Annotated in this window: 19 protein-coding genes and 6 pseudogenes; 13 read left to right on the top strand and 12 right to left on the bottom strand. The window is 43.8% G+C overall.

Going from position 1 to position 26586, the window contains the following annotated elements:
- Positions 1–4: 4 nt before the first annotated feature.
- Positions 5–658 carry a glutathione S-transferase family protein gene (locus SU60_RS08655; protein WP_041155167.1) on the bottom strand — a complete coding sequence of 218 codons (654 nt, stop codon included), beginning with the start codon at positions 656–658 and terminating at the stop codon, positions 5–7.
- A 101-nt stretch (positions 659–759) separates the two neighbouring features.
- Here SU60_RS08655 and SU60_RS08650 point away from each other — a divergent pair, with 101 nt between their 5' ends.
- The 3 genes from SU60_RS08650 (at position 760) to SU60_RS08640 (ending at position 3753) form a co-directional block, all read left to right on the top strand.
- Entirely contained in the window at positions 760–1659 is a 900-nt protein-coding gene (locus tag SU60_RS08650; RefSeq protein WP_245228388.1) for a LysR family transcriptional regulator, read from the top strand.
- A gap of 122 nt (positions 1660–1781) precedes the next feature.
- Positions 1782–2207, top strand: a complete 426-nt coding sequence (locus SU60_RS08645; protein WP_041155166.1) for an NUDIX hydrolase — start codon at positions 1782–1784, stop codon at positions 2205–2207.
- A gap of 520 nt (positions 2208–2727) precedes the next feature.
- A complete protein-coding gene (locus SU60_RS08640) occupies positions 2728–3753 on the top strand; it encodes a zinc-binding alcohol dehydrogenase family protein (RefSeq protein WP_041155165.1) in 1026 nt (341 codons plus the stop codon).
- Positions 3754–3981: 228 nt separating this feature from the next.
- Here SU60_RS08640 and mpaA read toward each other — a convergent pair whose 3' ends face one another.
- The gene (mpaA, locus tag SU60_RS08635; RefSeq protein ID WP_041155164.1) at positions 3982–4695 is read right to left on the bottom strand and encodes a murein tripeptide amidase MpaA; all 714 of its coding nucleotides are present in this window, start codon (positions 4693–4695) and stop codon (positions 3982–3984) included.
- A gap of 232 nt (positions 4696–4927) precedes the next feature.
- Here mpaA and SU60_RS08630 point away from each other — a divergent pair, with 232 nt between their 5' ends.
- Entirely contained in the window at positions 4928–6553 is a 1626-nt protein-coding gene (locus tag SU60_RS08630) for an ABC transporter substrate-binding protein (protein ID WP_041155163.1), read from the top strand.
- Positions 6554–6597: 44 nt separating this feature from the next.
- Here SU60_RS08630 and SU60_RS08625 read toward each other — a convergent pair.
- Positions 6598–7190, bottom strand: a pseudogene (locus SU60_RS08625) (mechanosensitive ion channel domain-containing protein).
- 471 nt (positions 7191–7661) lie between these two features.
- Positions 7662–7910: a hypothetical protein gene (locus tag SU60_RS08615; RefSeq protein ID WP_041155160.1), complete on the bottom strand. Its 249-nt coding sequence runs from the start codon at positions 7908–7910 to the stop codon at positions 7662–7664.
- 545 nt (positions 7911–8455) lie between these two features.
- Here SU60_RS08615 and SU60_RS21635 point away from each other — a divergent pair.
- The 3 genes and pseudogenes from SU60_RS21635 to galM form a co-directional block, all read left to right on the top strand.
- A pseudogene (locus SU60_RS21635) lies at positions 8456–8607 on the top strand (galactose-1-phosphate uridylyltransferase); the annotation flags it as partial.
- Between the two features lie 39 nt (positions 8608–8646).
- Positions 8647–8814 (top strand): annotated as a pseudogene (locus SU60_RS21630) (galactokinase); the annotation flags it as partial.
- A 9-nt stretch (positions 8815–8823) separates the two neighbouring features.
- Positions 8824–9888, top strand: a complete 1065-nt coding sequence (gene galM, locus SU60_RS08605) for a galactose-1-epimerase (protein WP_041155158.1) — start codon at positions 8824–8826, stop codon at positions 9886–9888.
- Between the two features lie 172 nt (positions 9889–10060).
- Here galM and SU60_RS08600 read toward each other — a convergent pair whose 3' ends face one another.
- From SU60_RS08600 to SU60_RS08585, 4 genes are all read right to left on the bottom strand, one after another.
- Positions 10061–11068: a substrate-binding domain-containing protein gene (locus SU60_RS08600; protein WP_041155157.1), complete on the bottom strand. Its 1008-nt coding sequence runs from the start codon at positions 11066–11068 to the stop codon at positions 10061–10063.
- A 188-nt stretch (positions 11069–11256) separates the two neighbouring features.
- Entirely contained in the window at positions 11257–14349 is a 3093-nt protein-coding gene (locus SU60_RS08595; RefSeq protein ID WP_041155156.1) for a beta-galactosidase, read from the bottom strand.
- Between the two features lie 83 nt (positions 14350–14432).
- Complete coding sequence (locus tag SU60_RS08590) at positions 14433–15308, bottom strand: MalM family protein (RefSeq protein WP_041155155.1); 876 nt, start codon at positions 15306–15308, stop codon at positions 14433–14435.
- 70 nt (positions 15309–15378) lie between these two features.
- A complete protein-coding gene (locus SU60_RS08585) occupies positions 15379–16620 on the bottom strand; it encodes a carbohydrate porin (protein WP_041155154.1) in 1242 nt (413 codons plus the stop codon).
- A 718-nt stretch (positions 16621–17338) separates the two neighbouring features.
- Between SU60_RS08585 and SU60_RS08580 the strand changes: the two genes are divergently transcribed.
- From SU60_RS08580 to cyaB, 3 genes are all read left to right on the top strand, one after another.
- Positions 17339–19459, top strand: coding sequence for an alpha-galactosidase (locus SU60_RS08580; protein WP_041155153.1), 2121 nt, complete (start codon positions 17339–17341; stop codon positions 19457–19459).
- 360 nt (positions 19460–19819) lie between these two features.
- Positions 19820–21193 (top strand): melibiose:sodium transporter MelB, encoded by a 1374-nt coding sequence (gene melB, locus SU60_RS08575; protein ID WP_041155152.1) that lies wholly within the window; start codon positions 19820–19822, stop codon positions 21191–21193.
- Between the two features lie 376 nt (positions 21194–21569).
- On the top strand, positions 21570–22163 hold the full coding sequence (gene cyaB, locus SU60_RS08570; protein WP_052481515.1) for a class IV adenylate cyclase: 594 nt from the start codon (positions 21570–21572) through the stop codon (positions 22161–22163).
- A 375-nt stretch (positions 22164–22538) separates the two neighbouring features.
- Here cyaB and SU60_RS08565 read toward each other — a convergent pair whose 3' ends face one another.
- From SU60_RS08565 to SU60_RS08560, 3 genes are all read right to left on the bottom strand, one after another.
- Positions 22539–22739 (bottom strand): hypothetical protein, encoded by a 201-nt coding sequence (locus SU60_RS08565; protein WP_128814643.1) that lies wholly within the window; start codon positions 22737–22739, stop codon positions 22539–22541.
- Positions 22740–22782: 43 nt separating this feature from the next.
- The gene (locus SU60_RS22615) at positions 22783–22917 is read right to left on the bottom strand and encodes a hypothetical protein (RefSeq protein ID WP_280806709.1); all 135 of its coding nucleotides are present in this window, start codon (positions 22915–22917) and stop codon (positions 22783–22785) included.
- A gap of 95 nt (positions 22918–23012) precedes the next feature.
- The gene (locus SU60_RS08560; RefSeq protein WP_209419693.1) at positions 23013–23918 is read right to left on the bottom strand and encodes a LysR family transcriptional regulator; all 906 of its coding nucleotides are present in this window, start codon (positions 23916–23918) and stop codon (positions 23013–23015) included.
- A 108-nt stretch (positions 23919–24026) separates the two neighbouring features.
- Here SU60_RS08560 and accD point away from each other — a divergent pair.
- Together accD and SU60_RS08550 are read left to right on the top strand one after the other, a co-directional pair.
- A pseudogene (gene accD / locus SU60_RS08555) lies at positions 24027–24892 on the top strand (acetyl-CoA carboxylase, carboxyltransferase subunit beta).
- A 612-nt stretch (positions 24893–25504) separates the two neighbouring features.
- Entirely contained in the window at positions 25505–25744 is a 240-nt protein-coding gene (locus SU60_RS08550) for a hypothetical protein (protein WP_245228387.1), read from the top strand.
- Between the two features lie 153 nt (positions 25745–25897).
- Here SU60_RS08550 and SU60_RS08545 read toward each other — a convergent pair.
- Positions 25898–26344: pseudogene (locus SU60_RS08545) on the bottom strand (IS66 family transposase); the annotation flags it as partial.
- A gap of 111 nt (positions 26345–26455) precedes the next feature.
- Between SU60_RS08545 and SU60_RS22610 the strand changes: the two are divergent.
- Positions 26456–26578, top strand: a pseudogene (locus SU60_RS22610) (integrase); the annotation flags it as partial.
- Positions 26579–26586 lie beyond the last annotated feature (8 nt).

Raw genomic sequence — 26586 nt, 5'->3', positions numbered from 1 at the left:
TAAACTAACTAGTTTTTTGGCTGACATCACGCTTAAGTGCAGTTTGTCTTAGTCCGACCTTCGAACATTTCATTGGAACAAATCCTGGCAATGCTTCTACTCGTTTAAGCCAAGCTTGCAAGCTAGGGTAGTCAGCTAAACTTATCCCACCTTCTGGCGCCACTTTGATATAACTGTATAGGGCTAAATCAGCAATAGTTGGACCTGTACCAACCAACCATTGGCGGTTGCTTTGGTAATGCTCAACTTGTGTGAGGAGCTTATATGCTTCATGACTGAGCGGAGCACTGTCTATGCTGCGATTAAACAAATTCGCCGCACGCAGTTTGGCTATTGAGCCCGCCAGTCGATGAGCGGCGAGAGATAAAAACTGTTCGATATAGGCACGCATTTGAGGTGATTCTGGAAGCCACGTCAGTTCTTTATCATAGACGGTCGCAAGATAAACCAAGATCGCGTTTGAGTCAGAAATGACGGTTTCACCGTCGACCAATACGGGAATCTGACCGAAAGGATTAAGTGTCAAAAACTCTGGCTGTTGATGTTCTCCGCCAGGCAAGTCGACGGTTATGAGTTCAAAGTCTAATTCGAGCATACTTAACAGCATGTGTGCACGGTGTGCATGCCCTGAGAGAGGGTGCCAATATAGCTTTATCATCGTTTTTTCCTCAGCGAGTTGTTTATTCTATTTAAGAACAAGTTGCACAGAAGAAAAACCCCGCTACTATGGAATAACAATTTCCAAAATGTTGACAATAAATGGACACTATCGATGGAATGAGAACAGTCGTGGCGGTGATAGAGACAGGATCATTTACCGCGGCTTCAGAACGTTTAGGCATTTCCAAATCCCTAACTTCCAAATACGTTAATCGAGTCGAAGATCAGTTGGGTGTCAAATTGTTTCATCGCACGACTCGAAAACTTTCGGTTAATCAGTCAGGACAAGAATATTATCTGCAAGCGCGAGCTGTGTTAGCGAAATTCGATAAGCTATACCATCAACTCGATGTAGCGAATAAATCTGTGTCTGGGGCTATACGAGTGACTGCTTCGCAGGGATTTGCTGAGGAATTATTAAGCCCGATTATTCCTGATTTCTACGCACGCTATCCTGAGATTCAAATTGATATCATCGTTACTAATCAAAAACTGGACTTGGTAGAACAAGCGATAGACGTTGCATTTCGTGCCAGTGAACTAGAGGATTCTGGCTTAAGATATCGCAAGATAATGTCACTGCAAAGTTCTGTGTACGCTGCGCCCAAGTTCGCCAAAGAGTACGGACATGATGTGGAATTGGATCAGTTGCCTTGCCTTATCGATACGAACCTTCACCCTATCGCTCGCTGGCCCCTAGACAGCTCTTCTCGCCAGAGCAAAGCTTGTACGAGCCTGGCCATACGTCCGGTATACAAAAGTAATAGCCCAAGGCTAATTCGCCAATTGACTCTTTCTGCTGTTGGAGCAAGCTATCAACCTGATATTATCGCAGCGCCGTATGTAGAAAAGGGCTTACTGCAAAAGCTTGATATTGGTTTTAAAACCCTGAAGTATCCGCTATATGCTCTCTATCGCGGTGGCGAATATCACCCAGAGCGAGTGAAAGTGTTTTTAGATTTTGTTGTCGATAAACTTGGTACAATTAACCGAAAGTAAGCAAGTCCCTTTTCGCGTTAGACCTTTATCCTTTAACATGCGATCAATAGGAATCTACCTTGCTATAATCTGTGTAGAAAGCATTCGGCAATCCGGTAAAGTTTCAAATTTTGAGTAATATAATGAATAACGTAATTGATAAGCTCGCTTGGGTTTTGATTCAAGATGGTAAGTTTTTGGCTGTAAGATCTAAAGGTAAAGAGCTGTTTTATCTCCCAGGCGGTAAACGTGAAATTGGTGAAAGCGACACTGAAGCCCTAACTCGTGAAATCAAAGAAGAACTGTCAGTTGATCTTATTCCAAGCAGTATTAAATACATGGAGACATTCACGGCTCAGGCTGATGGCAAAGCACAGGGTGTCTCAGTAAAACTAACTTGTTACTTTGCTGATTATACTGGCGAACTCATTCCTGCTGCTGAAATCGAAGAACAAAAGTTCATTGACGGTAATGATGAAAGCGTTTGTTCAGTCGCAGCGTTGGTTGCGTTAAAGTGGTTAGAAGAAAAATCATTGATTGCTAGAAAAAGCTCCCATACAAGCGTTTAAGCGATCAAGAACCGTCTTACCATGTTGGCTGTGGTCTTTTGCTCACCAAGTCATCCTGTCTTATGTCAACGATTCACTCATTTTTAGGTTTATTAATCACAAACAGCAAATGACGGTTCTATTTCAACAAAAGGCTCTTTGCACAATGGCAACCACTACCCAGACCTTGCTAAGGGTTCACATCATGAGTTCTTCCTCTTGCAACTGTCCCAAAAACTCAGATTAAAGCGAATGTAAACGCAAGCTCTCCAACAGTTTAACTGTATTTTCAATTTATTTTTGATAGTCAATCAAATGAGATGCCGTTTCTCATTACTAATTGTTCCTCTATGATGACGCCATAAAGTATTTAAGTTAGCTAGATAAAGTCGAAATCGATATATAGATAGGCCCCTTTCCTGCAATTCGATAGTTGGTATTTAATTGTCAAATTTAATTTGATAATTGTTGTGGGCTTTGGCGATTTATTTAGATACTGAGTTGGCTGAAATTAGCGGAACCATATCAAGGAGACAGAACAATGGCAGTACCATCAAAAATGAAAGCAATTGGCTTTACCCAATCATTTGCAATCACTGAGCAAGACAGTCTGTTTGAATTTGAAACAGACCTTCCTGAGTTAAAAGGGAGCGATCTACTGGTTAAAGTTAGCGCAACATCCATTAACCCAGCAGACGCCAAAATTCGCATTCGTAATGCTCAAGATAAAACGCTTGAGCAACCAAAAGTGCTGGGGTATGACGCAGTAGGGGAAGTGGTTAAAAAAGGCCAAGACGTTACAGGCTTTGAAGTCGGAGATCGTGTCTACTATGCAGGTGATGTGACGCGCATGGGGGCAAATGCAGAATATCAAGCGGTCGATTACCGTATTGTATCTCATGCTCCAAAGAGCCTGTCTGATGAATCTGCTGCAGCTATGCCGTTAGTGACGCTTACGGCTTGGGAAGCGTTGTTTGATCGCCTGCGTGTCCGTCCAGAAGAGAAAAAATTGCTACTGATTATTGGTGGTGCGGGTGGTGTCGGTTCTATCGCAATTCAACTGGCAAAGCAACTTACCCGTCTCAATGTTATCGCAACAGCGTCAAGGCCCGAAACTGAACAATGGGTCAGAGAGATGGGCGCTGATCATGTGGTCAATCATCGTGACCTTGTTGCGTCTGTGCGAGAGCAAGGCATTCAGCATGTTGATTATATTTTCAATGTTGCAGACACAAAGGGGCACTGGGATTCTATGGTGGAGCTGATTGCACCACAAGGCATGATAAGTTCTATAGTGGAGTTCGATAGCGGGATTGATTTATCGGCACTACAAGGTAAGTCTGCAGGTTTCGTTTGGGAGCTCATGTTTACCCGTTCACTCTTCAATACAGACGATATCCAGAAACAACAAGACATCCTATTCCAAGTGGCGAATTTGATTGATGCTGGCCGTATTAAATCTACACTCACAAATACCTTGTATGGCTTTAGTGCGGAAACGTTGAAAGAAGCGCACAAACGGATTGAAAGCAGTACATCGATCGGTAAAGCGGCCATTAAATATTAATACCAATCAAAATACGTCATGAATCATTGTTGCTGGTTAAAATCGTGGATAGCTGCGTCATAAATTGGAATCACGTGTTACTGCAATTTATGCTTTGCTCTAAGCGATTTTTCCGGCGCAATACATCCATCACTTACTTATTCTGATTGGTATGGTGCTATCTGTTTACAGTGTAAACTGCCTCACTTGGTTGTAAACAGCGCGTCTGTGTCATTCAGTCCTGATGTTTTACTCACTTTTTTCGTCATACTGTAGAAGCGCTATGAACGCCGTGAGATAGTTTTCTATGGTGTGATCCGCGGATACGGCTGGCAACTCCGCCGTAATACAGGGCAACTGTCTTTCCTTACACCATGTTCCAAAGGACCCCGGTGTTTCATAATCCACATCTTCAACGACCTTTAGGTCAAATTGCTTTGCCAGCCATATTGATAATTCTGACTGAGCCGGATCATCGATAAACGCCAGTGGTTCATGAAACGAAACAACGAATTTGGGCTGTCGCTTTTCAATAAGGCTTATCAGCGCAGAGACTTCTGGCTCAAGCTGTTCGACTTTGCCCGTTTTTACTTTCACGTCTCGCACCGGGGTGTGAGAGCTCCAACGATAAACGCTGCCGTGTTCTGTCCAGTTTTCAGTCGGAAAGGCTCGGTTAAGATCAACCTGATTTGCGTTGGCACGGGTTCCCAGCTGATTACCATCAGGGTTCATCGACAATATCACGTCATGACGTAAGCAGTGCGCGGGTAAGCTTCTTAACGCGCAGGATAAACCTGCTATCGAAGCGGTCTCATCACCATGCGTGCCAGCGAGTATTAAGCCGCGAGAATCACTTTGGATTTGCGCCGGAAAATAAAGCAAAGGTGCGTTCATGACAGAACGACCAAATAGTTTAGGTTGAATTAAAAACGCAGCTCTTTCTGATCTTGGAATCAAACTCACCTTGCTCTCCTAATGTGCGAGCGATTAATTAAATTAACGGCAAACTGAGCGGGTTAAAGTCGCTTTGCATCTTCCAGTTTGAAGTCGTTTTCAGTATTTCATTTTTCGTTTAGGTTAGCTAGATGCCCTCATACTCGTCAATGCTCATATTTCTGCATACGAATGGAATTGGGTATAGAATAAGACATTACAGCGTTTGCTTAACATGATGTATTAGGAGAATAAAAACAATATGGATATCAAATTACCCTCGTCAGGGTTGATTATTTCTTCATTGTTAGCGACCGGTTTATCGGCTTCAGCATTCGCTGATGCATTACCGAATGGTGTGCAACTTGATCCCGTTCAACAATTGATCCGTGCCAATGATGCTGAAGCCGCGACACTCGATCCTGCTAAAGCAGAAGGTTTGCCTGAAATGCACGTATTACGTGATTTATTTGAAGGGTTGGTGATACAGGATAGAGAAGGCAATATCGTGCCTGGGGTTGCAACCTCTTGGGAAACCAATGACAACAAAACTTTCGTGTTTCATCTGCGCAAAGATGCCAAGTGGTCGAACGGCGATCCTGTTACTGCGGATGACTTTGTCTATGGCCTCAGACGAGCGGTGGATCCTAAGTTGGCATCTCCCAATGTTTGGTATCTGAAGATGACCAATATAAAAAATCTTGCAGATGTTGCTGATGGGAAGAAACCTTTGACTGCGTTGGGTATTACTGCGGTAGACAAACACACATTACGTTTTGAACTGGAGAGTCAAGTTCCATATTTTGTTGCGATGACAGGACACACATCGATGATGCCCGTTCATCGAGCAACGGTGGAACACAATGACAAGCCTTGGAGTGAACCTAGTCAATTTGTGGGTAACGGTGCATTTGTACTAAATAAATGGGTGATCAATGAACGCATTGAATTGGTGAAAAATCCGAATTATTGGGATAGCGAGAATACACATCTTACTAAAGTGACGTACATACCGTTCGAGAACCAAAAGGCGTCTATTAACCGTTATGCAGTTGGTGAGGTAGATATCACTTCGGATGTTCCTACCAATTTGGCGCATAAGCTCAAAGAAGATTACCCTGAGGCTTATACAGCCGTGCCTTTACTGTGTACTTATTACTACGCGTTTAATACGACTCGACCACCGTTTGACGATGTAAGAGTGCGCCAGGCGTTTTCCTACTCGATCATGCGAGATGTGGTGACCAATGGTGTGACTCAAGTGGGGAACCTGCCTGCATACACGTTTGCCCACAAATACACGGCGGGTTTTGATGCGACCCAGCCCAAGTATAGCCAATGGACACAGCAACAGCGCGATGAAAAAGCCAGAGAGCTCATCCAACAAGCCGGGTACGGGGATAGCAAGCCACTTAAATTCAAATTGCTCTATAACACCAGTGAAGCCAATAAGTCGATCGCAGTGGCAATTGCTTCGATGGTCAGTAAAAATCTCGGGGCAGATGTCGAGTTAGAAAATCAAGAGTGGAAATCCTATTTGGTTGCAAGGAAACAAGGTAATTTTGATGTGATGCGTGCGTCTTGGTGTGGCGATTACAACGAAGCGTCCACGTTTTTAAGTTTGTTGCGTTCTGGCTCGTCGGGGAACTTTGCTCGATACAGCAGCCAAGCGTATGATCAAGCCATGAAACAAGCGCTTGCTGCAACAAATGAAAAACAGCGTCAAGGGCTCTACGATCGAGCTGAGCAGTTGCTTGCGGAAGATATGCCTATCGCTCCTATCTATTACTACATGCAGGCGAGACTGGTTCGGCCAAACGTTGGCGGTTTTGCTAAGAACAACGTAGAAGGGCGTATTTACTCAAAAGATCTGTACATCAAGCAGTAATCCAATACAAATGGCTCCAAGTCTTTACAATGTAAAGTTTGGGGCTACTTTTTTCTCCGCGTGTAAATTCTAGTCGCTGTTTTGACGGGTACGGGTTTGCTTTTGGCCAGTTTTAGAACGGCTTTTTGCAGAATTTGGTTGTTCGGATAGGTGATCAGGTGACCGTTGTCATGCTTGATCAACACGTGAAACATGCTGATCTCTTGGATCTCACCACTGATGTCTTCATCTTTATCGACCACTTTAATCCGATCGCCGACCCGATAGGGGAACACAAAGAAGATCAAAAAACTGGCAGTGATATTACTAAGTATCGACCACTGGGCGATAAACGCCACACCTAAGACCGCAAAGATAGATGAAATAAAGAGCGAGACGTCACCATAGCCAATGCCGGTAATAACCGCGAAGATAGATGCGGTTACGAACAAAAGGGCGACATTAAAGCAGCGTTGGATAAAACTCACGCGCGCCTTTTTAACGCGTTTCGCGGATGCAATGTTTAAGATCGCGCGGTTGGCGATTGTCTTAAGTATGCGGTAAGCAATGAGAACGACGATCCCCATTAGTATTTTGTACCCCAACGACCTTCTGTGAGGTACGGGCTTAGTTGATCCAGTTGAATCCAATCATTCATTTTATTACTCGCAGATATCAAGAAAGTCGCTTTTAGAGCCTAAGTCATACTATAACCAAGTCTTGTTAACACCTAAACCTTACGACTAGTCATTATAAATTTGGTATTGCCATAACCATCATCAGTGTATCAGTGCAATTCGCCGGAATTATTTTGCATGACGTATCACTATTGGCACTAAATTTCGCTGTATTCAAGTGTGTTAGCTAATCTTAATGGGTTTCCTTTGTTTTGGGGAGAGTCTTGGTATGAATCGAATGAAAGAAGATGAAAAGGCCATTATGATGCTCGTGGTGATCGTTGGTTTGGTATTGATTTGGGTGGTTCTCGAAGAGCTGAATTACCTTGGTTTTAAATAATTATCTTGGTCTGAAATAAATTGGCTTGGACGAATGGTTTGGTTTTGCTGTCGGTGAACAACAAAGATTGAAACGTCTCGACGCTTTTTGTCGTAGCCTGCCTTTTGATCCTTTATCGTTTTCGCGCATAAGTACGAGTTTGGATATAACCGAACTTATAGCTAATCTGACATGCCAAACTCACAAAGTATGAAAAATGGGTATCATTGTGTGATTCATTTCTCCAAATGAATACGATGACTTTTGCCCTATGAATCGCTCCAAAATCTTCTACAGCCTTATCATAAGATTGATTAACTTGAGTTTCTTCATCTTTCAGTAAGATAAATTCGGGCCAAGTCTCTGTATTGATATTAATCATCGCACTAGCTCTTCACAACAACTTTGCCATACCTGAAGATATTGATGGTTTTCTAAATTAGAAAAAGTGCTGATAAAGTTTTCCCAAAACTCTCACGGCTGGCATTTCTAACGCCAAATAAAGTATAAATTGTGAACAATATTTCTATTTTGAGTTTTTGACTTTCTATTCATCATCAAGTCTGTATTTTTATTGGTAACGATTACAAATCATGGCGTAATTTTAGTTTTTATTTGAGTTTTATTCCATGATGTGAGAGTGAAAACTTGTTTAATCCTAAACTATAGAATCTAACGGTGATACTCTTATTCAAATCCAAATAAAGTTTTTATATTTACTGTGGAAACGTTTACACTAATTTGAGGTTGATCACGGATCTTAATCTGTGTTGGTTGATAGACTTTTAACCAGTAAAGAATTCGGCGTATCGACTTGGTGTGATTAAACCTGGCTCAGTGAACATCAGTGGCGATATTCGTGACGAAGTGTTTGTGGACTTGGTACTCGCTAAGCTTGATATCCAATCGTTGATTCATTTTTCTGGACTGAAAGACGGATCTCGCGTAGCGGTAGAAACTGAACATTGGGTTGCGGTTGTCCCTTATTGGACGGCTTGGCTGTCGCTATCTAAAAGCTGACCAGCTGCTACGGTAACCTGTTCCATTGTTCTTTCCCTTACTCCATGGATTGTCACTACAAAGAGCAGCATTCGCATGATGTCAAACGCATGAATGGTGGTGGTGGCTTCGGTGGTTGTATCGTCGCTCTCGTTCCACCTGCATTGGTGGATAAGGTGAAATTGACGTTAGAAGCTACATAAAGTAGCAACAGGTTTAAAAGCGTCGATTTATGTTGGTAAAGCTCTATATGGCGCAATGGCGCAGGTCTGGTTGAAGTATTGTAAAGGCAAATAATGACAGCATATTTTGAACAACTAGAACAGTCGATGATGCAAACTCCGTCGTTTGACGGTCAAGCGGCGAATCTGTTTCATCTTACTAATGCTAATGGTATGACCGCATCGTTTATGGATATCGGCGCGACTTGGTTGAGCTGTACGCTGCCGTTAGATGGTGAACAGCGTGAAGTACTATTGCGCTCGCCAAATATGGTAGAGCATATGAGGCAAGATGCTTACTTTGGTGCCGTTGTCGGTCGTTTTGCCAACCGTATTGCGAAAGGTCAATTTGAGATTGATGGAGAGCTTTATCAACTTGACGTCAATAACGGTGAAAACTCACTCCACGGAGGTTTGTATGGGTTCGACAAACGCCGTTGGAAGATTGTCGAGCAAAGCGATCAAGAAGTAATTCTTGCGCTTCACTCACCTGATGGCGATCAAGGCTATCCAGGCAATCTCGATGTTAAAGTTGTATATACGCTAACCGACGAGAATGAGCTCGTTATTGTCTATGAAGCGAATACCGATAAAACATCTCCGGTGAACTTAACTAACCACGCTTACTTTAACTTGGCGGGAGAGGCGAGTAGCGCAAAAGGTTTGGAGCATACGCTGCAGCTTAGTGCAGGACATTACTTGCCAACGGATGCGCGGTTAATTCCTACCGGTGAACAGAAGTCGGTTTTAGGTAGCAGTTTTGATTTCACCGAGCCAAAACCTATTGGCCACTCATTTCTTACCGAGCCGGATCAGAAAACCGCTGGTGGCTACGATCACGCCTTTGTGCTCAAGCCTGAAGTGACCGATGGTGTGTCTGTTGCCGCGGTCCTGACGGCACCGAAAGAAGATGTCGTGATGAAGGTCAAAACCACGAAACCAGCTATTCAGTTCTATTCAGGAAACTTTTTAGCAGGGGTGCCGGGTGCAAGCAAAATCTACACACTTTGTGACGGTCTTGCTTTGGAAACTCAATACTTTCCTGATGGACCAAATAAACCAGAGTGGGGACTCAACAAGGGGGTGTTGAGCTCCGGGGATTGCTATCAGCATCTGACCGTGTATCAGTTTGAATTTTAGATAGCCTTTTTGGTGGGTTCTATGCCCACCTTTTTTCCAACTAAGCACTGTAGGTGCAACTTTCTCGGCATACGTAAGCATCCTCTAAAACAACTTATGTGGACAGTAAGCTTAGTAAAATAATTCTGTTCTTCACTCGCTAATTGAGAGGAGTTTTGTTATTTGAATCTGTTCAAGACATAATGCAGCTTACTGAAGAACGTCTCACTAATATTGGTACGAACAGTTTAAATTCTGTCTCTTCTATGTATTCCTTGTCTATTAGTTTTAGCGAAAGCTTTACCGCTTCATTTGCCATCACTTGAATGGGGTAACGTATTGTTGTAAGACGAGGGTATATGTAACGCGCGATGTGACCATCATCGAAACCAATCACTGACATATCTTCTGGAATTCTGACGCCGTTTTCTTGCAACAGTGTCATACAGCCCGCGGCCATGTAATCGTTGTAGGTAGCGACGGCTGTGATTGGAACGTTTTTCGCTAGCAGGTTTACGATGGCTTGCTCACCACCGGTTTCATCGGGTTCACCATATTCAATATATTCTTCACGGATTTCGATGCCGTTGTCACGCAAAGCGTCTAGGTAACCTTCGCATCGGTCACGTGCATCGTCGATATCATGACTGGAGCAAATGTAGCCGATGTGTCTGTGGCCGTTGCGTATTAAATGCTCGGTAGCAATGTAAGAGCCTCTTCGGTTATCTAATGCAATACAGCGAGATGCAATCTCCGGAACAATACGGTTGATTAACACCATCCCCGGGATTTCCTTTGCTAGCTTGCAAAGCTCAGAGTCACTCATCCCTTTACTGTGAACGACTAAAGACTCGCATTGGCTGTTAATCAGCAGGTTTATTGCGTTACGCTCTTTGATCGCATCGTGATAGCCACTACCAATAAGAAGTTGTTTTTCTAGCTCGCTAGCTATGGTATCGATGGCTTTAACCATGGTGCCAAAAAAAGGGGCAGAGACGTCGTTGACTAACACTCCGATCGCATTCGAAGATTTGCTAACTAAAGCTCGGGCATTGGCATTCGGGCGATATCCCAGTTTTTCCATTGCTTCTTTCACTGCGACAATGGCAGTTTCACTGGTGTGAGGGGCGTTATTGATCACGCGTGATGCGGTAGCAATTGATACTCCCGCTTCTTTTGCGACGTCTTTGATGGTAGCCATAGGAAACTCAGAATCTTTAATTTCAGCTATTTAACTATGAAGGCAGTAGGAACTCAATTAGTGAGATAAGAATAGTGGCGGTGTTTCAAGGTTTTGTATTAATTACGGGCTGAATTGAATAAAAAATCCCCAAACCTGTATTTGGGGATTGAGTCGACCTTGGTGTCTAGAGTGCCTTACTTAAAGCATTATTGAGCGGGCTGAAACGAGACTCGATATGCATAGTGATTGTCATCGAGCTGGAACTCCTTATGCACGCTCGGGCTCCAAGAGTCATCACCACCGACACCCATATGTTTATGATCCAGACGCAGATAAACCTTTTCTTCTTTGACTATCTCGTTAGTGTGTTTCGCTGCTGCCAAAGCGTGAGAAGCATATTGGCTAACACTGAACTGGAAATCACCAGAAATGGTCAGATCGTTAATTTCTAAACTTCGAGTACCACAGCGTAGGCCACTGTCGGTAGGAAAGATGTAAGGCGTGTGCATTTGTTCCAGTGTTTGGGTGTGCAGACCAAAGCGTGCAGCAGCTAAACGATCCGGATAGTTCTCAAACGGACCTAAACCTTGCCACGTGACCGTCGTATTTTGCTCTTGTAGTGGCAATTGCAATTCCAAACCAATACGTGGCATCGGAGGTAAGTTATCTGCCAGTTTCACCTCAACGTCTAGTTGAATTTTCCCGTCATTGTTTAGAGTATAAATCCACGTCGTGATAGCCTGTACATCTCCATTGAAGTGGTAGGCATAGATAGAGGTCACTTGTACGGCCTGTTCAAGCGGCTCGCATTGGCAAGATACACATTCACGTTCCCACCGACCAATACCAGCCATATCCCATCGGCATATCCAAGCGTTAGGATCAACATTATCAACTTCACTGACGCCAATGTCGTTATCCAGCGGAGCACGGAAGAAATTGTCTTGCGGCGCTGCCAGAATCTGCGTTTTACCTTCGATTTGCCAATTAACCAGTAAGCCAGTACGGCGATCCCAGCGCCATTGATATTTATCGTCTAAGCTCGATACCAAAATTTCGTTATCTTTTTGAATCAAAAAAGGAATTGTTTTTGACTCAAGTGTTGGTATCTCCAGGCCAGCATTGTTGCGCAGAGAAAATTGCTCTGTCGCACAAATATGGCCCGCAGGAGCCCATGGTGTCTCTTTTATTAAGGCAATGTCTGTGTTGAAGTGATACACCGCTTCTGCTTGTGGTTCGAAGCTCAGTTCGATTTTAAGCAGGGCTTGGCTGTTGGCTTCGATATCCAGCAGTACTGAACCAGACTGGACCACTTTACCATTCTCCAAGAGTGACCAGTTCAGCTGTTCATTATCCGTGGAGCGGAAAAGGTTTTCATTGTGCACTAGAAGATTACAATGCGTTTTAGTTTGCTCTTGCAGTGATACGGTGATCATACGCTGGCAATACTTTGCTTCTTCTAGTGTTGGATGCACGGTGCGATTAGGGAATATCAGCCCGTTGATACAAAACTGACGGTCATTAATTTCATCGCCAAAGTCACCGCCGTATGCCCAGAAGTGCTTGCCATTTTCATCCCACTGACTCAAGCCCTGGTCTACCCAATCCCAGATGAAGCCGCCTTGTAAACGTGGAAACTCGCGGAAAGCATCCCAGTACTCGTTAAAGCTCCCTAAGCTGTTGCCCATCGCATGCGCGTATTCACACAAGATCAGAGGACGTGTTTCATTGGGGAGTGAAATCCATTTTTTGATTGGCCACTTAGGAACCGCTTCGTCTTCGATTACCGTATTCACACGTGCATACATTGGTGCAATGATGTCAGTAGCTGTTGTATTTGAGCCACCGCCTTCGTACTGAATAGGACGTGATGGATCGTAGTTCTTAGACCAAGCGTACATTGCGTTATGGTTGCTGCCATGACCAGACTCATTACCCAAAGACCAAATAATGATAGAAGCGTGGTTCTTATCGCGCATGACCATTTGCGTGTAGCGACTCATGTAGGCGTTTGCCCACTGAGGATCGCTCGACAGGCGGTTCATCGGCTGCATACCATGAGTTTCAATGTTTGCTTCATCACACACATATAAGCCGTATTGGTCACACAACTCGTACCAACGTGGGTGGTTCGGGTAATGGGAGGTACGTACCGCATTAAAGTTGTGTTGTTTCATTAGACAGATGTCACGAACCATATCTTCTTCGGTCATCACATGTCCGAGCTCAGGGTGATGCTCATGACGATTTACGCCGCGAATCAACAATCGCTGACCATTTAACTTTAATTGTCCATCAGCGATCTCAACTTTACGGAAACCAACTTGGTAGGCTTCGCTTTCCAAGTGCGTGCCGTTTTCGTCTAGTAGTGAAACAACAAGGCGATATAGATTTGGTGTTTCTGCCGTCCACTTTTTCGGGTCATTCACGTGCAGGGTTTGAAATACAACGTCATTCCATGAGCCGCGTTCGTCAATACGGCGGTTGTTCGGCTTATCGATACGAGGGTTCGTTACCGCCTTCTCACCATCAAATAATTGTACATGGACTTGGTATGTATCTGGTGCAGAAATATGGGTCACGATAGATAAAGAACCATCGCGATAGCAGGCGTCAAAATCTGGAGTGATGAATACATCTTCAATACAGTGTTGTGGTTTAGATAATAACGTGACATCGCGGAAAATACCGCTTAACCACCACATGTCCTGATCTTCTAAGTAACTGCCATCACTCCAGCGAATCACCATTACTGCGAGACTATTCTCTCCTGCGACCAAATGAGGCGTGAGGTCGAACTCTGCTGGGAGACGGCTGTCTTGGCTATAGCCAACCCAGTTGCCGTTACACCACAAATGGAAAGCTGAATTAACGCCATCGAAAATAATGCGTTGCGTATCTACAAGGGTTTCTTCGGTAAGAGAAATCGTTGTGCGGTAACATCCAGTTGGGTTGTCTGCCGGTACAAACGGAGGGTTCACGTCAAATGGATATTTGACGTTAGCGTAAATTGGCTTGTCGTAACCTTGCATCTGCCAGTTTGAAGGAACAGTAATTTCATCCCAATGGGTATCATTGAAGTGCGTTTCAATGAACTTGCCGTCGACCTGTTCTGGTGATTCGAATAGCTTAAACTTCCACTGACCATTGAGAGATTGTCGCTGAGCATGAATTTCGCCACGGGCATGGTCAATATTGCGATAACTAGAAAGCGGGCTATGTGCTTTCAGGCAGTGAATGTTCACTGATTGCGGGTTTTCCCAATCGCGTCGTTGAATAATATCTGAAAATGCCATCATGTTACCTACTTAATTTTTTATTTTTAGTCTTGCTTCATTACGTTAATCACGCACGTAATAAATAAATCTCTGTATCTATCTCGCTATTTAGCTAACTGCTTCACGAGATAGTCTTTTGCTTGGGTAATGCCTTGTTCCTCGGCTTTGTTTGCGATTTCTGCTGCTTGTTTTATGTCGTTCTCTTCCAAAGCCGCATCAATTTGTTCCCGGTAGTGCGCCCACGCTTGTGGTGATTCTGTTACTGATGCGAGTGACACCTCTCCGTGTCTTTGAGCGTCAGGGTTCTTGCCGAGTTCTGCCAAGAGTGTCAGTACCGCATTGTTGTCCGACACACTTGTGGTCACGTCAATCACGCCAAATGGTTGGTATTCTGCAGTGAGAGGTAATTGCTTATTACCAATAATATTTTGTGAATCTGCGTAGACTTGTTCAGGATGAATGCGAGTTAACTCCGTACCAAGCAGAGCATTATCTGACGCGATAACAATGTATTTCGCGCCATTAAGTTGTGGATTGATAGTGACGACTCTCTCAATACGTTCTAGTCCCCGCACTCCTATCGTGTGGTAGTCGAAAGTTTCAGCTGAGTAGTTGGAAATTAACTGCCAGTTACCATCATAAATACGAATACTCGCAGCAAATAGAGCATCGTTATCGATATAAGAACGAACTAACAGCGAGAAAGGCGTATCCGCTGTAATTCGGTAGCTCGTTACAGGAAGTGCTTGTGATGAGGCGGTTTCTGAACCAGATAAAACTGCGGTACTTAATGTTGGCAAATTGGCGTCCATAACCACTTGTTGGTGGAAAGGCGTCGACAGTGCGGTCAGAGGTAACGCGTCTAATGCTGAACAACAAGCCTGCGTGTTCAAGTCAGTATTAAAGGCTTGTTCTGGTAAGCTACTGCATGCGCCAAGAGACAGTGCCATGAGTAGAGTTGCCAATGGTTTTAGTTTCATCGGTTTTGTCCTTTTACGGGGTGAGCGAATCTCTCACCCCATTGCGTTCAAAAATAGTAGCCTTGGTGTATTACCACCAGGTTTCGACGTTAAAGCCGAATGTCACTTCATCTACGTCGTTTTTGCCTATGCTTTGTGAGTCGCCATAAACGTCACCACCGCGATTCCATTCATCGGTTTTTTCTGAGTAAGTTGCGAATAAACGCAGTGACGGACGTGCCCAAACTCCTTTGCCTGCTTGGAACATCTGCGCCAGCGTGATTTTGTACATATCGTTTGTGCCAGCACCGTTTTGTGCTTCTACTGACTCGTACCCCATTTCTAGTGCGGTCGCCATGTATTGAGTCCAGCTGTATTGAGGTCGAGCTCCCACGCTAAACCACTTTTCGCCTTCGTTGTTATCCAGGTTATTGTCTTGGTAGGCGATGGAGTACATCACTTGGAAATCTTCATTGATGTTCAGATCACCTGAATTAAAAATTCGCCAACTGTAACCATCGTGTTCTACTCCAGTGCTGTATTTACGATTAGAACCACCTTCTGCACTCATTAAGCCCCCCGCAAGCGCATCGGTACCGTATTGGAATGCAAACGTGTTTGAACCATAGTTCCAGGCTTGACGATAAAGGGCAGAAAACATCGCACCAGACGTGGTTATGTCACTCTCGTCATAGCTTGAGTTTTGGGTGAAAACGTAATTCAGACCGACGGTAAGATCTGCACTGTCGCTTAATTCGATATTGCTCAAGCGTGCATCCAGGTTGTGTAAGCTACGTCCATCTGCACTCGAATTTGGAGCCATCCACGCAAAATGGCCTTTAGCAAAACCGAGATCCCAGTTTTCAATACCGATACCGGTACTTGAAGTATCCCAGTATTTAATGTCGATCATGTGCACTTCATGACGGCGGTAAAAACGTTCACCCGCCCAGACGGAAGCGTCCTCTTGGCCTTCGAACAGTCCGTAACCAGCTGACCACATTTGGATCAAGCTTACGTCACCCCAGCTTTCGCCGCTTCCTAGGTACAGGGTGGTATCAAAGTACGCATCGCCTTGCTGCCATACGTCAGCTTTTACACCAGCTTCCCACCAATTTAGTTCGTTACCCAAACGGTAATTACCATAACCTTGTCCTGCTCGAATCACGTCGTTACGTTCGCCTTTGCCATCGTTATGTTCGTCGTTATCTGTGTAGATATTGCCCCATTTGGCGTAGCCAAAGTAAGTCACGTTTTCCACTGCAGCCATACTAGCAAGCGGTGCTAGGGCAAGGGTTAGCCCAAGCGCTCTTACAAGCGTTTTTTGTTTCATGAAGTGTCTCCATTCTATTTTTATTTATGGATCTATTTTTTTTATTTGAGTCCTAACTCGGCGAGCAGTGTAAATAAATACTGGAAACGTTTACATGATGAGGTTGGCATTTTTGCTCTGAACTGGGTTTGCTTGTGGTTTTGTGTGATTAAGATCGCTTTATTGGCTTGGTTTGGTGGGTTTAGGGTATTTTTTTTTATGGAATCGTTTACGTATTGAGGAGGGCTTACGTGGTTAGGCGGGTAAATGATAATGGCGGGTTTTGGTGGGAGTAATAGGATGAAAGAGAGCCCAATTGAACTCAATTGGGCATGTGAGACAAGGAAGTATAAACAACAAGTCGTTCGTGGGCGTAATGCTCACGGCAACATGCTGAATCGTCAAGCTGGGATATAAAGTTAGGACCCAAGAGAGACACTTCATTATGAATCTCGAAGCATTAAGAATACGAGTGTCGCGTAATCACTGCAAGAGTTCTAAGGTTTAACTGCGTGGTCTTTAGCCGTATTTGCATTTTTGTTAGCCGGATATTCAGCAATACGAACGTATATTCTCTTTCTGACAGGAGCTAAATATAGGAGGAAGGTAGGCCAAATGGCTGTCTACTTAATATGAAGAATTTATCTGTAAACGTTTCCATGATTTAGGCTTGGCTCACAGATTATTTTGTTCTTTTCATTATGATGCGACGTAAATTTCAGTTTCAAGGTAAGACAAGATGACGGACAAAACGCTGATTGAGCTAGCAGGTAAAGAGACTCAACTGATCGTAGAGCTGGGTGAGTATGCGGAGATTCTGCATTGGGGACAGAAAGTAAATGGTGACCTAGAAGGTTATCGTGTCAGTCTACAACGTCCGGTGCCTTATGGACGTTTAGACAAAGACGTATCCATGACACTACATCCTGAGCTTGGTCGCGGAGTGTTCAGTAGCCCTGGATTGGAAGGCCATCGCAATGGGCAGGATTGGGCTCCCGTATTTGTTATTACTCAAATCGAACAGAGTACAAACTGCATTGTTATCGAGAGTGAAGACACCGTTGCCGGTCTACGCTTAAATACTATTTTGGAGATGGATAAGCATGATGTGGTCAAGACTCGTCACACGCTAACGAACACCAAAGCGGGGACGTATCATGTAAACCGTCTTGCTAATACACTTCCGTTGCCAACAAGAGCAAATGAGTTGATGACGTATTATGGACGTTGGGTACATGAGTTCCAGACTGTCCGTCAATCTTTAACCCAGGGTGGTTACCAACAAGAGAATCGCCGAGGTCGTACCTCTCATGAGCATTATCCTGCACTTGTTGCTGGTACGACTCACTTTGATGAAATGAATGGTGACGTATGGGGATTCCACTTTGCCTGGAGTGGAAACCACAGATTGCGCGCGGATGTGAAAGCGGATGGACGCCGCTGCATGCAGGCAGAAGTGATTTATCTACCGGGTGAAGTAGCGCTAGAAGAAGGTGAAAGTGTGACTACGCCTTGGTTATACGCAAGCCACAGTAGTGCAGGCTTGAATCGCATGAGCCATCACTTTCATGCTCACGTTCGCGATGCGATTTTGCCAAGTGACTTTAGCTGCAAACCGCGCCCAATTCATTTGAATACATGGGAAGGTATTTACTTCGATCATGACCCACAATACATCATGTCGATGGCCACTCAATCGGCAGAAATGGGTGTCGAGCGATTCATTATTGATGACGGGTGGTTCAAAGGACGCAATGGCGACAAAGCAGGTCTAGGGGATTGGTTCTTATGTGAATCCAAGTATCCAAATGGCTTGCAACCGCTTGTTGAACACGTAAATGTACTGGGTATGGAGTTTGGTTTGTGGTTTGAGCCAGAAATGATCAACAAAGATTCTGACTTGTACCGCACGCATCCCGACTGGTTACTTGCGGTAGATGGATACGATCAGCCCACAGGTCGCAACCAGTATGTAATTAACCTGCAAAATGATGACGCCTTTAACTTCTTGTTCGAAAGATTGGATCACTTCCTGTCGACTTACAACATTGCTTACATCAAATGGGATATGAACCGCGAAGTTGTTCAGCCTGGTCATCTTGGTCGAGCGGCAGCGCACAATCAAACTCAACGCTACTATGAGTTAGTTGATAAAGTACGCGAAAAACATCCACAAGTTGAGATCGAATCGTGTGCGGCTGGTGGTGGCCGTATTGATTACGAAGTATTAAAACGTACACATCGTTTCTGGGCTTCAGACAACAACGATGCGCTTGAACGTCAAACCATTCAACGCGGCATGAGCTATTTTTTCCCACCCGAAGTGATGGGGAGCCATATCGGAGCAAGCCACTGTCACAGTACGCGTCGTCGTCACAGTATTGAGTTTCGTGGTCTAACCGCTCTGTTTGGTCACATGGGCATAGAGCTGGACCCGGTAAAAGAAGAGCAAGAAGAAAAACAAGGCTTTGAGCGCTACATCAAACTACACAAAGTATTGCGTCCGTTGCTACACAGTGGCAGAACATGGCGAGTGCCAACTGATGATAAAGCCCATCAAATTCATGCGGTTGTTTCTGAGGATCAGTCCGAGGCTGTGGTCATGATCGCTCAGCTCGCGATGCCGACGAATGCACTCAGCGGTCATTTACGCGTTCCGGGTTTGGATCCTGAGGGGATTTATCGAGTTTCTGTGTTAGATAAGCCTTCGAATTACGATGATATTGTTAATTATCAACCCCCATGGACAGAGTCGGGTTGTGAACTCTCTGGTGCTTGGTGTGCGGAAGTGGGATTGACCATGCCTATTTTAGATGCCGAGACGGCGATGTTAGTGAAGTTTAAAAGGGTCTGCGGATAGCACCTTAAAACTCGATCTTAATTGAATCCAGTGTTGTTTATCCAAGCCGTACAGAGGTAAATTCTGTACGGCTTTTTGCGTGCTTTTAAAACGTATTCATGAAATTGTTCATATTGAAGAACTTTTTAAATGAATGAATATAAAGGATTATTTTTGTTTCCTGAACGTGCAAATAGACAATAATATTGTTCAATGTCTCATTTTTAAAAACCGACTGTAAACGTTTCCATAAGGTGGTCATGGATCACAGTAAGGCGTCAGACGTGTGAGTAACATTACCATCGAAATATAAATAAAATACGTCGACGTTATGAATTCTAGTTAGGGGAAAGCATAGCAGTACGACACTAAGGAACGATTATGTCTGAAAAAATCACTCTAAAAACCAAGGCTTCATACGGTCTTGGTGCACTTGGTAAAGACTTTGCTTGTGCTCCTATCTATATCTTTTTAATGTTTTACTTTACTGATGTCGCGGGTTTGTCTGCTGCATTTGTTGGTACCATCTTCCTGGCGGCTCGTATCATTGATGCCGTCACCGACCCGATGATGGGGATGATCGTCGATAACACTCGCTCTCGATTCGGAAAATTTCGACCATGGATTGTGATTGGCACGCTATTAAACGCAGTGGTATTGGTTGGTCTTTTCAGCACTCACATGTTTGAAGGTACGGCACTGTATATCTATGCAGCGGCGGCTTACATCTTATGGGGGCTAACCTACACCATCATGGATATTCCTTATTGGTCAATGATTCCTGCGCTATCCAGCTCTCGAGAGGAACGTGAAAAGTTAGTTGTTTGGCCTCGTCTGTTCGCTAGCTTTGCATGGTTCATCACAGGTACTTATGGCTTGCACATTGTGGGTGAGTTAGGTAACGGTAACCAAGGTGATGGCTTCTTTAACGTGGCAATGCTGATTGCGGTACTGTTTATTATGAGTGCCTTCCTGATTGCGCGTAACGTAAAAGAGAAAACAGTACCTACAAATGCAAAAACGGCAGAAAAATTTAACTTGAAAGATGTGCTGGCAATTATTGGCAACAACGACCAGTTAAAAGCACTTATCGGTACGGTTCTTTCATTCCAAATCGCAAACTTGCTGGTTGGTGGCTTTGCCATTTACTATTTCTCTTATGCGTTGGGTGATGCTGACTTGTTCCCTGTATACATGATGGTTGCAGGTGTGGCTGAAGTTGCTGGTGTATTCTTATTTCCTCGTATCGCTGCGGCTCTTCCACGTAAAAACTTATGGCTAATCGCAAGCGGCTTCCCTGTTCTTTCTTGTGTACTACTGCTTGTTATGGGTATTGTGTCTCCAGCGAATGCAATCATGATAGGTATGGCTGGTGCTGCGATTAAATTTGGTGTGGGCATTGCAAACGCACTGCAAACGGTAATGTTGGCTGACGTTGTGGACTATGGTGAGCACAAAACCGGTCGTCGTAGTGAAAGTGTGATTTTCTCAGTACAAACCATGCTTGTGAAATTCGCTGGTGCGGCTGGTGGATTCATTGTCGGTATAGGCCTGTCGGTTATTGGTTACGTACCAAACGTTGAACAATCAGAAAGTACTATCATGGGACTTGAGTTTATGATGATTGGTTTGCCTGCAATCATGATGACCATCAGCGGTATTATTTACCAACGTTACTACCGCTTACATGACGGTTTCAATAAAGAAGAACTCAAGTCAAATGAACAAGTTGAACCTGTTTCAGTAGAAGCTTAGTATTCTCCAAATTAAGTACATTTGACTACAAATTTAATTTATAACGGAAGGCTGTTTAGCCTTCCGTTTTTTACTGCGTGATACAGAGGTGACTTCAAAAATAAACCGCCTAAGTCGGTGTGAGATGATAAAACATACTACTTCTACTCTACTGGTTATTTTTTTCTTAATTCCAATGATTCACAATGTTATTTTTAGCAAAAGATGTCCTGCTGCAGGAGAGTAATAAAATGTCATCTTAAGTATTAAAGGTTCATACCAAAATGGTGGTGATCACATCGGTATGCTTCCATTTCTAAATTGAAAATGCCCCATTTTGAGCTGAGATTACCACTTTCACTTATGTTAAAATTCTATTTTTATGTTGAAGTCGATTATGAATCACAATCATTTCCAAGGTAAATACGAGGTTGAGCTCAAGTATCGACTCGACTCGAAGTCGGTTTTCCTCGAAGTATTAAGATTATTACCTCACGAAGTTATGCTCGAAGATAACATTGAACGCGACTGGTATTTTGATTTACCAGCTAAAGCCTTACAGACTGAGAGTAAAAGCGTTTGTATTCGAACGATGGAGCCTTCGGGGATCAAGTTGTGGATAGTAAAGGGACCGGAAGCTGATCGCTGTGAGGCGACAAATATTGCTGATGCCTCAATCGCTCGTAGCATGTTGGAAACTATGGGGTTTGAAGTGGTGCTAAAAGCGGAGAAAACTCGGAGTATCTACTTTGTTGGCGATTTTCATATTACCGTTGACTCCTTGGCGGGTATCGGTGATTTTGCCGAGTTCGCAATCATGACAGATGATGAATCTATGTTATCGTCTTACAAAGTTGAGTTGGAAGCTTTGGCTAATAAATTTGGCTTAACACGGGCAGCATTGCAAACGAAATCGTACAAGCAAATGTTTGCTGAAAAAAGTGCATCACTAACGACTAAGGTTCCAGATACTTTTTCTTATCCGAACTGATGTCTCTAAGTCATTTAAGTTAAGAAGCTTTGTCCGTGTGACCTGAAACCGTATCGAGCGTTGCTCACCACAACATAATCCAACGTGACCAGCCACATCTTGGAAAATTGTGTTTTTCAACTTAAGAGGCGCAGTTATGTTTTTCGGCGACCAACCAGACCTAATGCTCTTTGATGTTATACATCCCGTACACTTGATCTTTGGCATCATTGTCTTTTATAGCTTGTTTTATGTCGTCAGAAAGATCCACCTACGTATCAAACGTCTCAAAGTGGAGCGTGAAATATTTGAGTCCGAGCTGGCTGAGATCCGTGCGAGCCACAGAGTCAATGGCGCTCCGTTTCACAGTGATACCAACGGATATCTTTCCGGGTTTCACCCCGGTACACCCTGCATCCGTACTTCCCCTAGAAGTAGTAGCGCGGCCAAAGACGATGTTTGATGCGCTTGGCGTGTTCGATTAATACCATTAATGCGACTGTAGTCTTTGGCCTGTGCGGTGTTACGAATGTTCAATGGCTCGATGTCACAAAAGGCCGCAATATGAAGTAAAGCTTGGTCACATTCATTTGACATTAGTTTGCCAATTATTGAGTCAACCATCACTGAGCTGACTCATTTATGCCCCTTTCCAAGTTTGCGCAACAAAATGGTGGTAAATCTCGCCAGAAAATAGCCCGACTTTTACTAATGGCAGACCGCGCAACATCGATGCGCGAATCTCCCAGTTACTTGCACCATACTGCGTACACAAAGTAACCTCACTTTTGCATAACAATTCGCTTGGCTAATCGCCTACTCTAAAAGAAGTGGTTCAGACAAAGCCTTTCATAGAAATTGTTCTTCAGCTTATGTGCTTTTATCTAAATTTGCTTGGTGCTGTAAGTGTGCAATAAACATGGGGATCTTTTTTGCCAAGTGTTTTCTGGAAGCATAAAAGACATACAAAACTAGATCTTCAGGTTCGTACTCCAGTTCTACGACTTTCAAAGTGCCTGCATCTATCTCATAGCGACAGGATTCGATTGGTAGTATCGCGAATCCCAAACCAGCTAATGCGCCAGATTTGGCAAGATGTCCGCTATTGACCTTAAATGAAGACTGTACCTTTTGGGTAATTGGCTCACCTTTAGCATTTTTGAAAACCCAAGGAGTTCCATTTAGTGCTGTAAAGCTATTGATGCACGGAACGTGTTTTAAATCGGTAATCTGAAAAGGTCTGGGAGAGACCTGTAGAAGTTGGGGGGATGCTACAACAGCACTTTGCCAGCGTTTAATCTCCTTAGCTACCCAATTATTGTCTTCAAGCTTTCCTCTGTGAAAGCTCAAAATAACGTCAAACCCATCAAGTAAATCCTCTTTAGGGCTGATGCTCGTATCACAACATAATGAAATTGAGGGATGCTGGGTACAAAAAGAAACCACTGCTTGAGCCAAAACAGGCGAGTCTGGCATTAAAACTTTAAGTTGTCCCATGACTTCATAAGAATGCTGAGTCACTTCCTCAAGTGCGTCATTAAGCTTGTCCAGCAGTGGCTGTGTTCGTAAATAAAGATGTTCCCCTGCATCTGTCGGAGCTATTCGGCGTGTAGTCCTATCAAATAGTCGTGTATCCAGTCGTTCTTCCAGTAAAGCGATATGGCGACTCACATTTGACGTCGGTAAGCTTAGAAATTCCGCCGCGCGTTTAAAGCTGTTGTTTTCATAGACACAATGAAAACTTTTTAGCCACTGCTGGTCAATCTTATCAAACATTTCATTTAATCCCATAATATTGGATTATAAAACCCATATTAGACACTTTATTACCAGAGATTGGCTTATACAATACTCCTTACTAAAGTTATCTGGTAAAGGTATCCCATGAGTTGGTTAGAAAAGCTGTTAGATAAAAAGAATATAATCAGTACACGTAAAGCGTCGATTCCAGATGGGGTATGGACTAAATGTCCCTCGTGCGACCAGATCCTTTACCGCATGGCTCTTGAGGAAAACCTGGAGGTATGTCCAAAATGCGATCATCATTTGAGAATGTCGGCACGCCGCCGCTTAGACAGTTTTCTGGATAAAGGAGAACGAGTTGAGATTGCCAGTGAACATGAGCCACAAGATTTACTGAACTTTAAGGATCTGAGACGCTACAAGGAACGCCTTGCTATAGCCCAGAAAAGTACAGGAGAAAAGGATGCCTTGGTTGTGATGAAAGGAAAGCTACTGGGCTTACCAGTTGTTGCCTGTGCTTTCGAGTTTTCTTTTATGGCTGGCTCAATGGGTTCTGTTGTCGGTGCTCGTTTTGTTCGTGCCGTTGAGGCGCTATTGAAGCTAATTGTGGATTAGTTTGCTTTTCTGCCAGTGGTGGTGCTCGTATGCAAGAATCTCTAATGTCGTTAATGCAAATGTCAAAAACCAGCGCTGCGTTAAATCGTTTATCCAATGAAGGCATCCCTTATATATCTGTATTAACTGATCAGACATTGGGGGGTGTATCAGCGAGTCTAGCCATGCTGGGAGATATTAACATCGGCGAACCGAAGGCAATTATCGGTTTTGCTGGGCGTCGTGTTATAGAGCAAACCGTTCGTGAGAAATTGCCCGAAGGTTTTCAGCGGAGTGAGTTCCTTTTAGAGTATGGCGCTATCGACATGATTGTCGATCGACGGGAGATGCGCGAGCGAGTCGGGAGACTAATAGCCAAGATGACTAATACTACTATTCCGTTGGAAGCATAATTTATAGGCCCTGCAACAAAGTTGGATGAACGAACGGAATATAATTCACTCTAGCTTGCATAAAATATTTAGAGTATTGCTTGGTTACGATGCTTGTGATTGTCCAAAAGCGTTCATTTTTAGCACCTCCCTCGATGGTGCCGCTCTTCATTTTGATATACGAAAAGTTATTCAAGGATAGCTAAATTAGGATACTCACTGGCAAGCTTCTGCCCCATTCGGAGTTACGCCTAGTTGATATATTATTTCACCTAGCGGTGATTTGACATACTTTTGATCATACTAGAAGTGGCTACTATATTGGTAGCCATTCAGATTCATTGGAAAGTGTTACTTCTAGAACCTCTACTACGGTGAGTGGGGAGCTTGGCAGTGTAGTGAATATTGGTGGGACGCTCAGTTATAACTCAAATAATGAGTTGATTGGAGGGGAGATTAGTGTTGGCTTTGGAAGCGCTATTGATGTAGATCTTTCTGTTACATAGAGTACTGTTGTATATACAACGCGGACTTCAAGTGATGAGTCGGAGCGCGGAGATGGAAATCGTAGAGATGAATATAACGAGCGCGAAGGTCGCACTAGTCGTGTAGATGGTGAGAGAGGGAGATCAATTGAGCATTGATAATTTGATGGTGTGGTTGAAAGACAGCCTTGGTGTGCTTTTGGTTGCGGCTGTTTTTTTTTATGGCGGGTTGAAGTTTTTGCATTGGGGGCGCACTGGTGTGTTGGATAGACGTGATATAAGAGATAATCCGAGCTATCTGAAGTTAGCTAAGGCTTGTGGTTATTTTTCGATTGGTTTTTCTGTTTTTATAGTTTGTTTAATGTTCTCTTTAAAGTGGCCGACGTGAGATTGGTGCTCTTGGTGGTTTAAGAACCTGCAAATAATATTGTGTAACTGCTTTTGGTTCATCGCGCTTTCCTGGGAAAGCCGCTTTTATCTTTAAGAAGTAATCAGTATCTCGATTGTCAGTATCCGCCTCATGAACCCACGGGGCGATTTGCTAGTGTTTGAAGTTACATGGTAGAAGCGCATCGATATCAGGCTCAGCTTTCGCCAACTCCTTCATGCACTTGACCATATAGTCGTAGAGGCTGAGACCATTGGCTTTCGCGGTTTCAACGATGCTGTAAAGCATCGCACTCGCTTCAGCTCCATTCGGGTTGGTCGAGAAGAGCCAGTTCTTTCTGCCAATGACCAGCGGTTTAATGGCGCGTTCGGCTCGATTATTGTCTATAGATAAGTGACCGTTATCGATATAGCGGATGAGTTTCGGCCATTGGCCAAGCGTGTATTTTATCGCCTTACCCAGCGAGCTAGACTCTATCACTTGCTGAGTCGTCATCCACTCGTATAACTCATCCAGTATTGGTTTGGCATGCAGTTGACGTTCTGCTTTTCTTTTTTCAGCAGATGGGCGTTTCAAAACAGAAATGCCCCATTCCTTCTTAGAGTATTTGCCCCAAACAAAGTGACGGCCCCATATCGCATTAGGAAATGTTATCCAAAATTGTCATTTCCAAAATTATCTAGTTACTCAAACAACCTATGGAGGTGGAGCATGGTAATTACTAATAAACAGAGAAGACACTTAGGACAAAAGAAGCCATTTAAACTTGAAGATATCTGGCGTATCCGCACACGCCTTGAGCTTGAGATAGAAGGCAACTTGATCAGTGCCGCTTGTTAAGG

This window comes from Vibrio mytili (genome assembly GCF_000830505.1).
Lineage (GTDB): Bacteria > Pseudomonadota > Gammaproteobacteria > Enterobacterales > Vibrionaceae > Vibrio > Vibrio mytili.
This window is presented reverse-complemented; position numbering and strand designations above follow the sequence as displayed.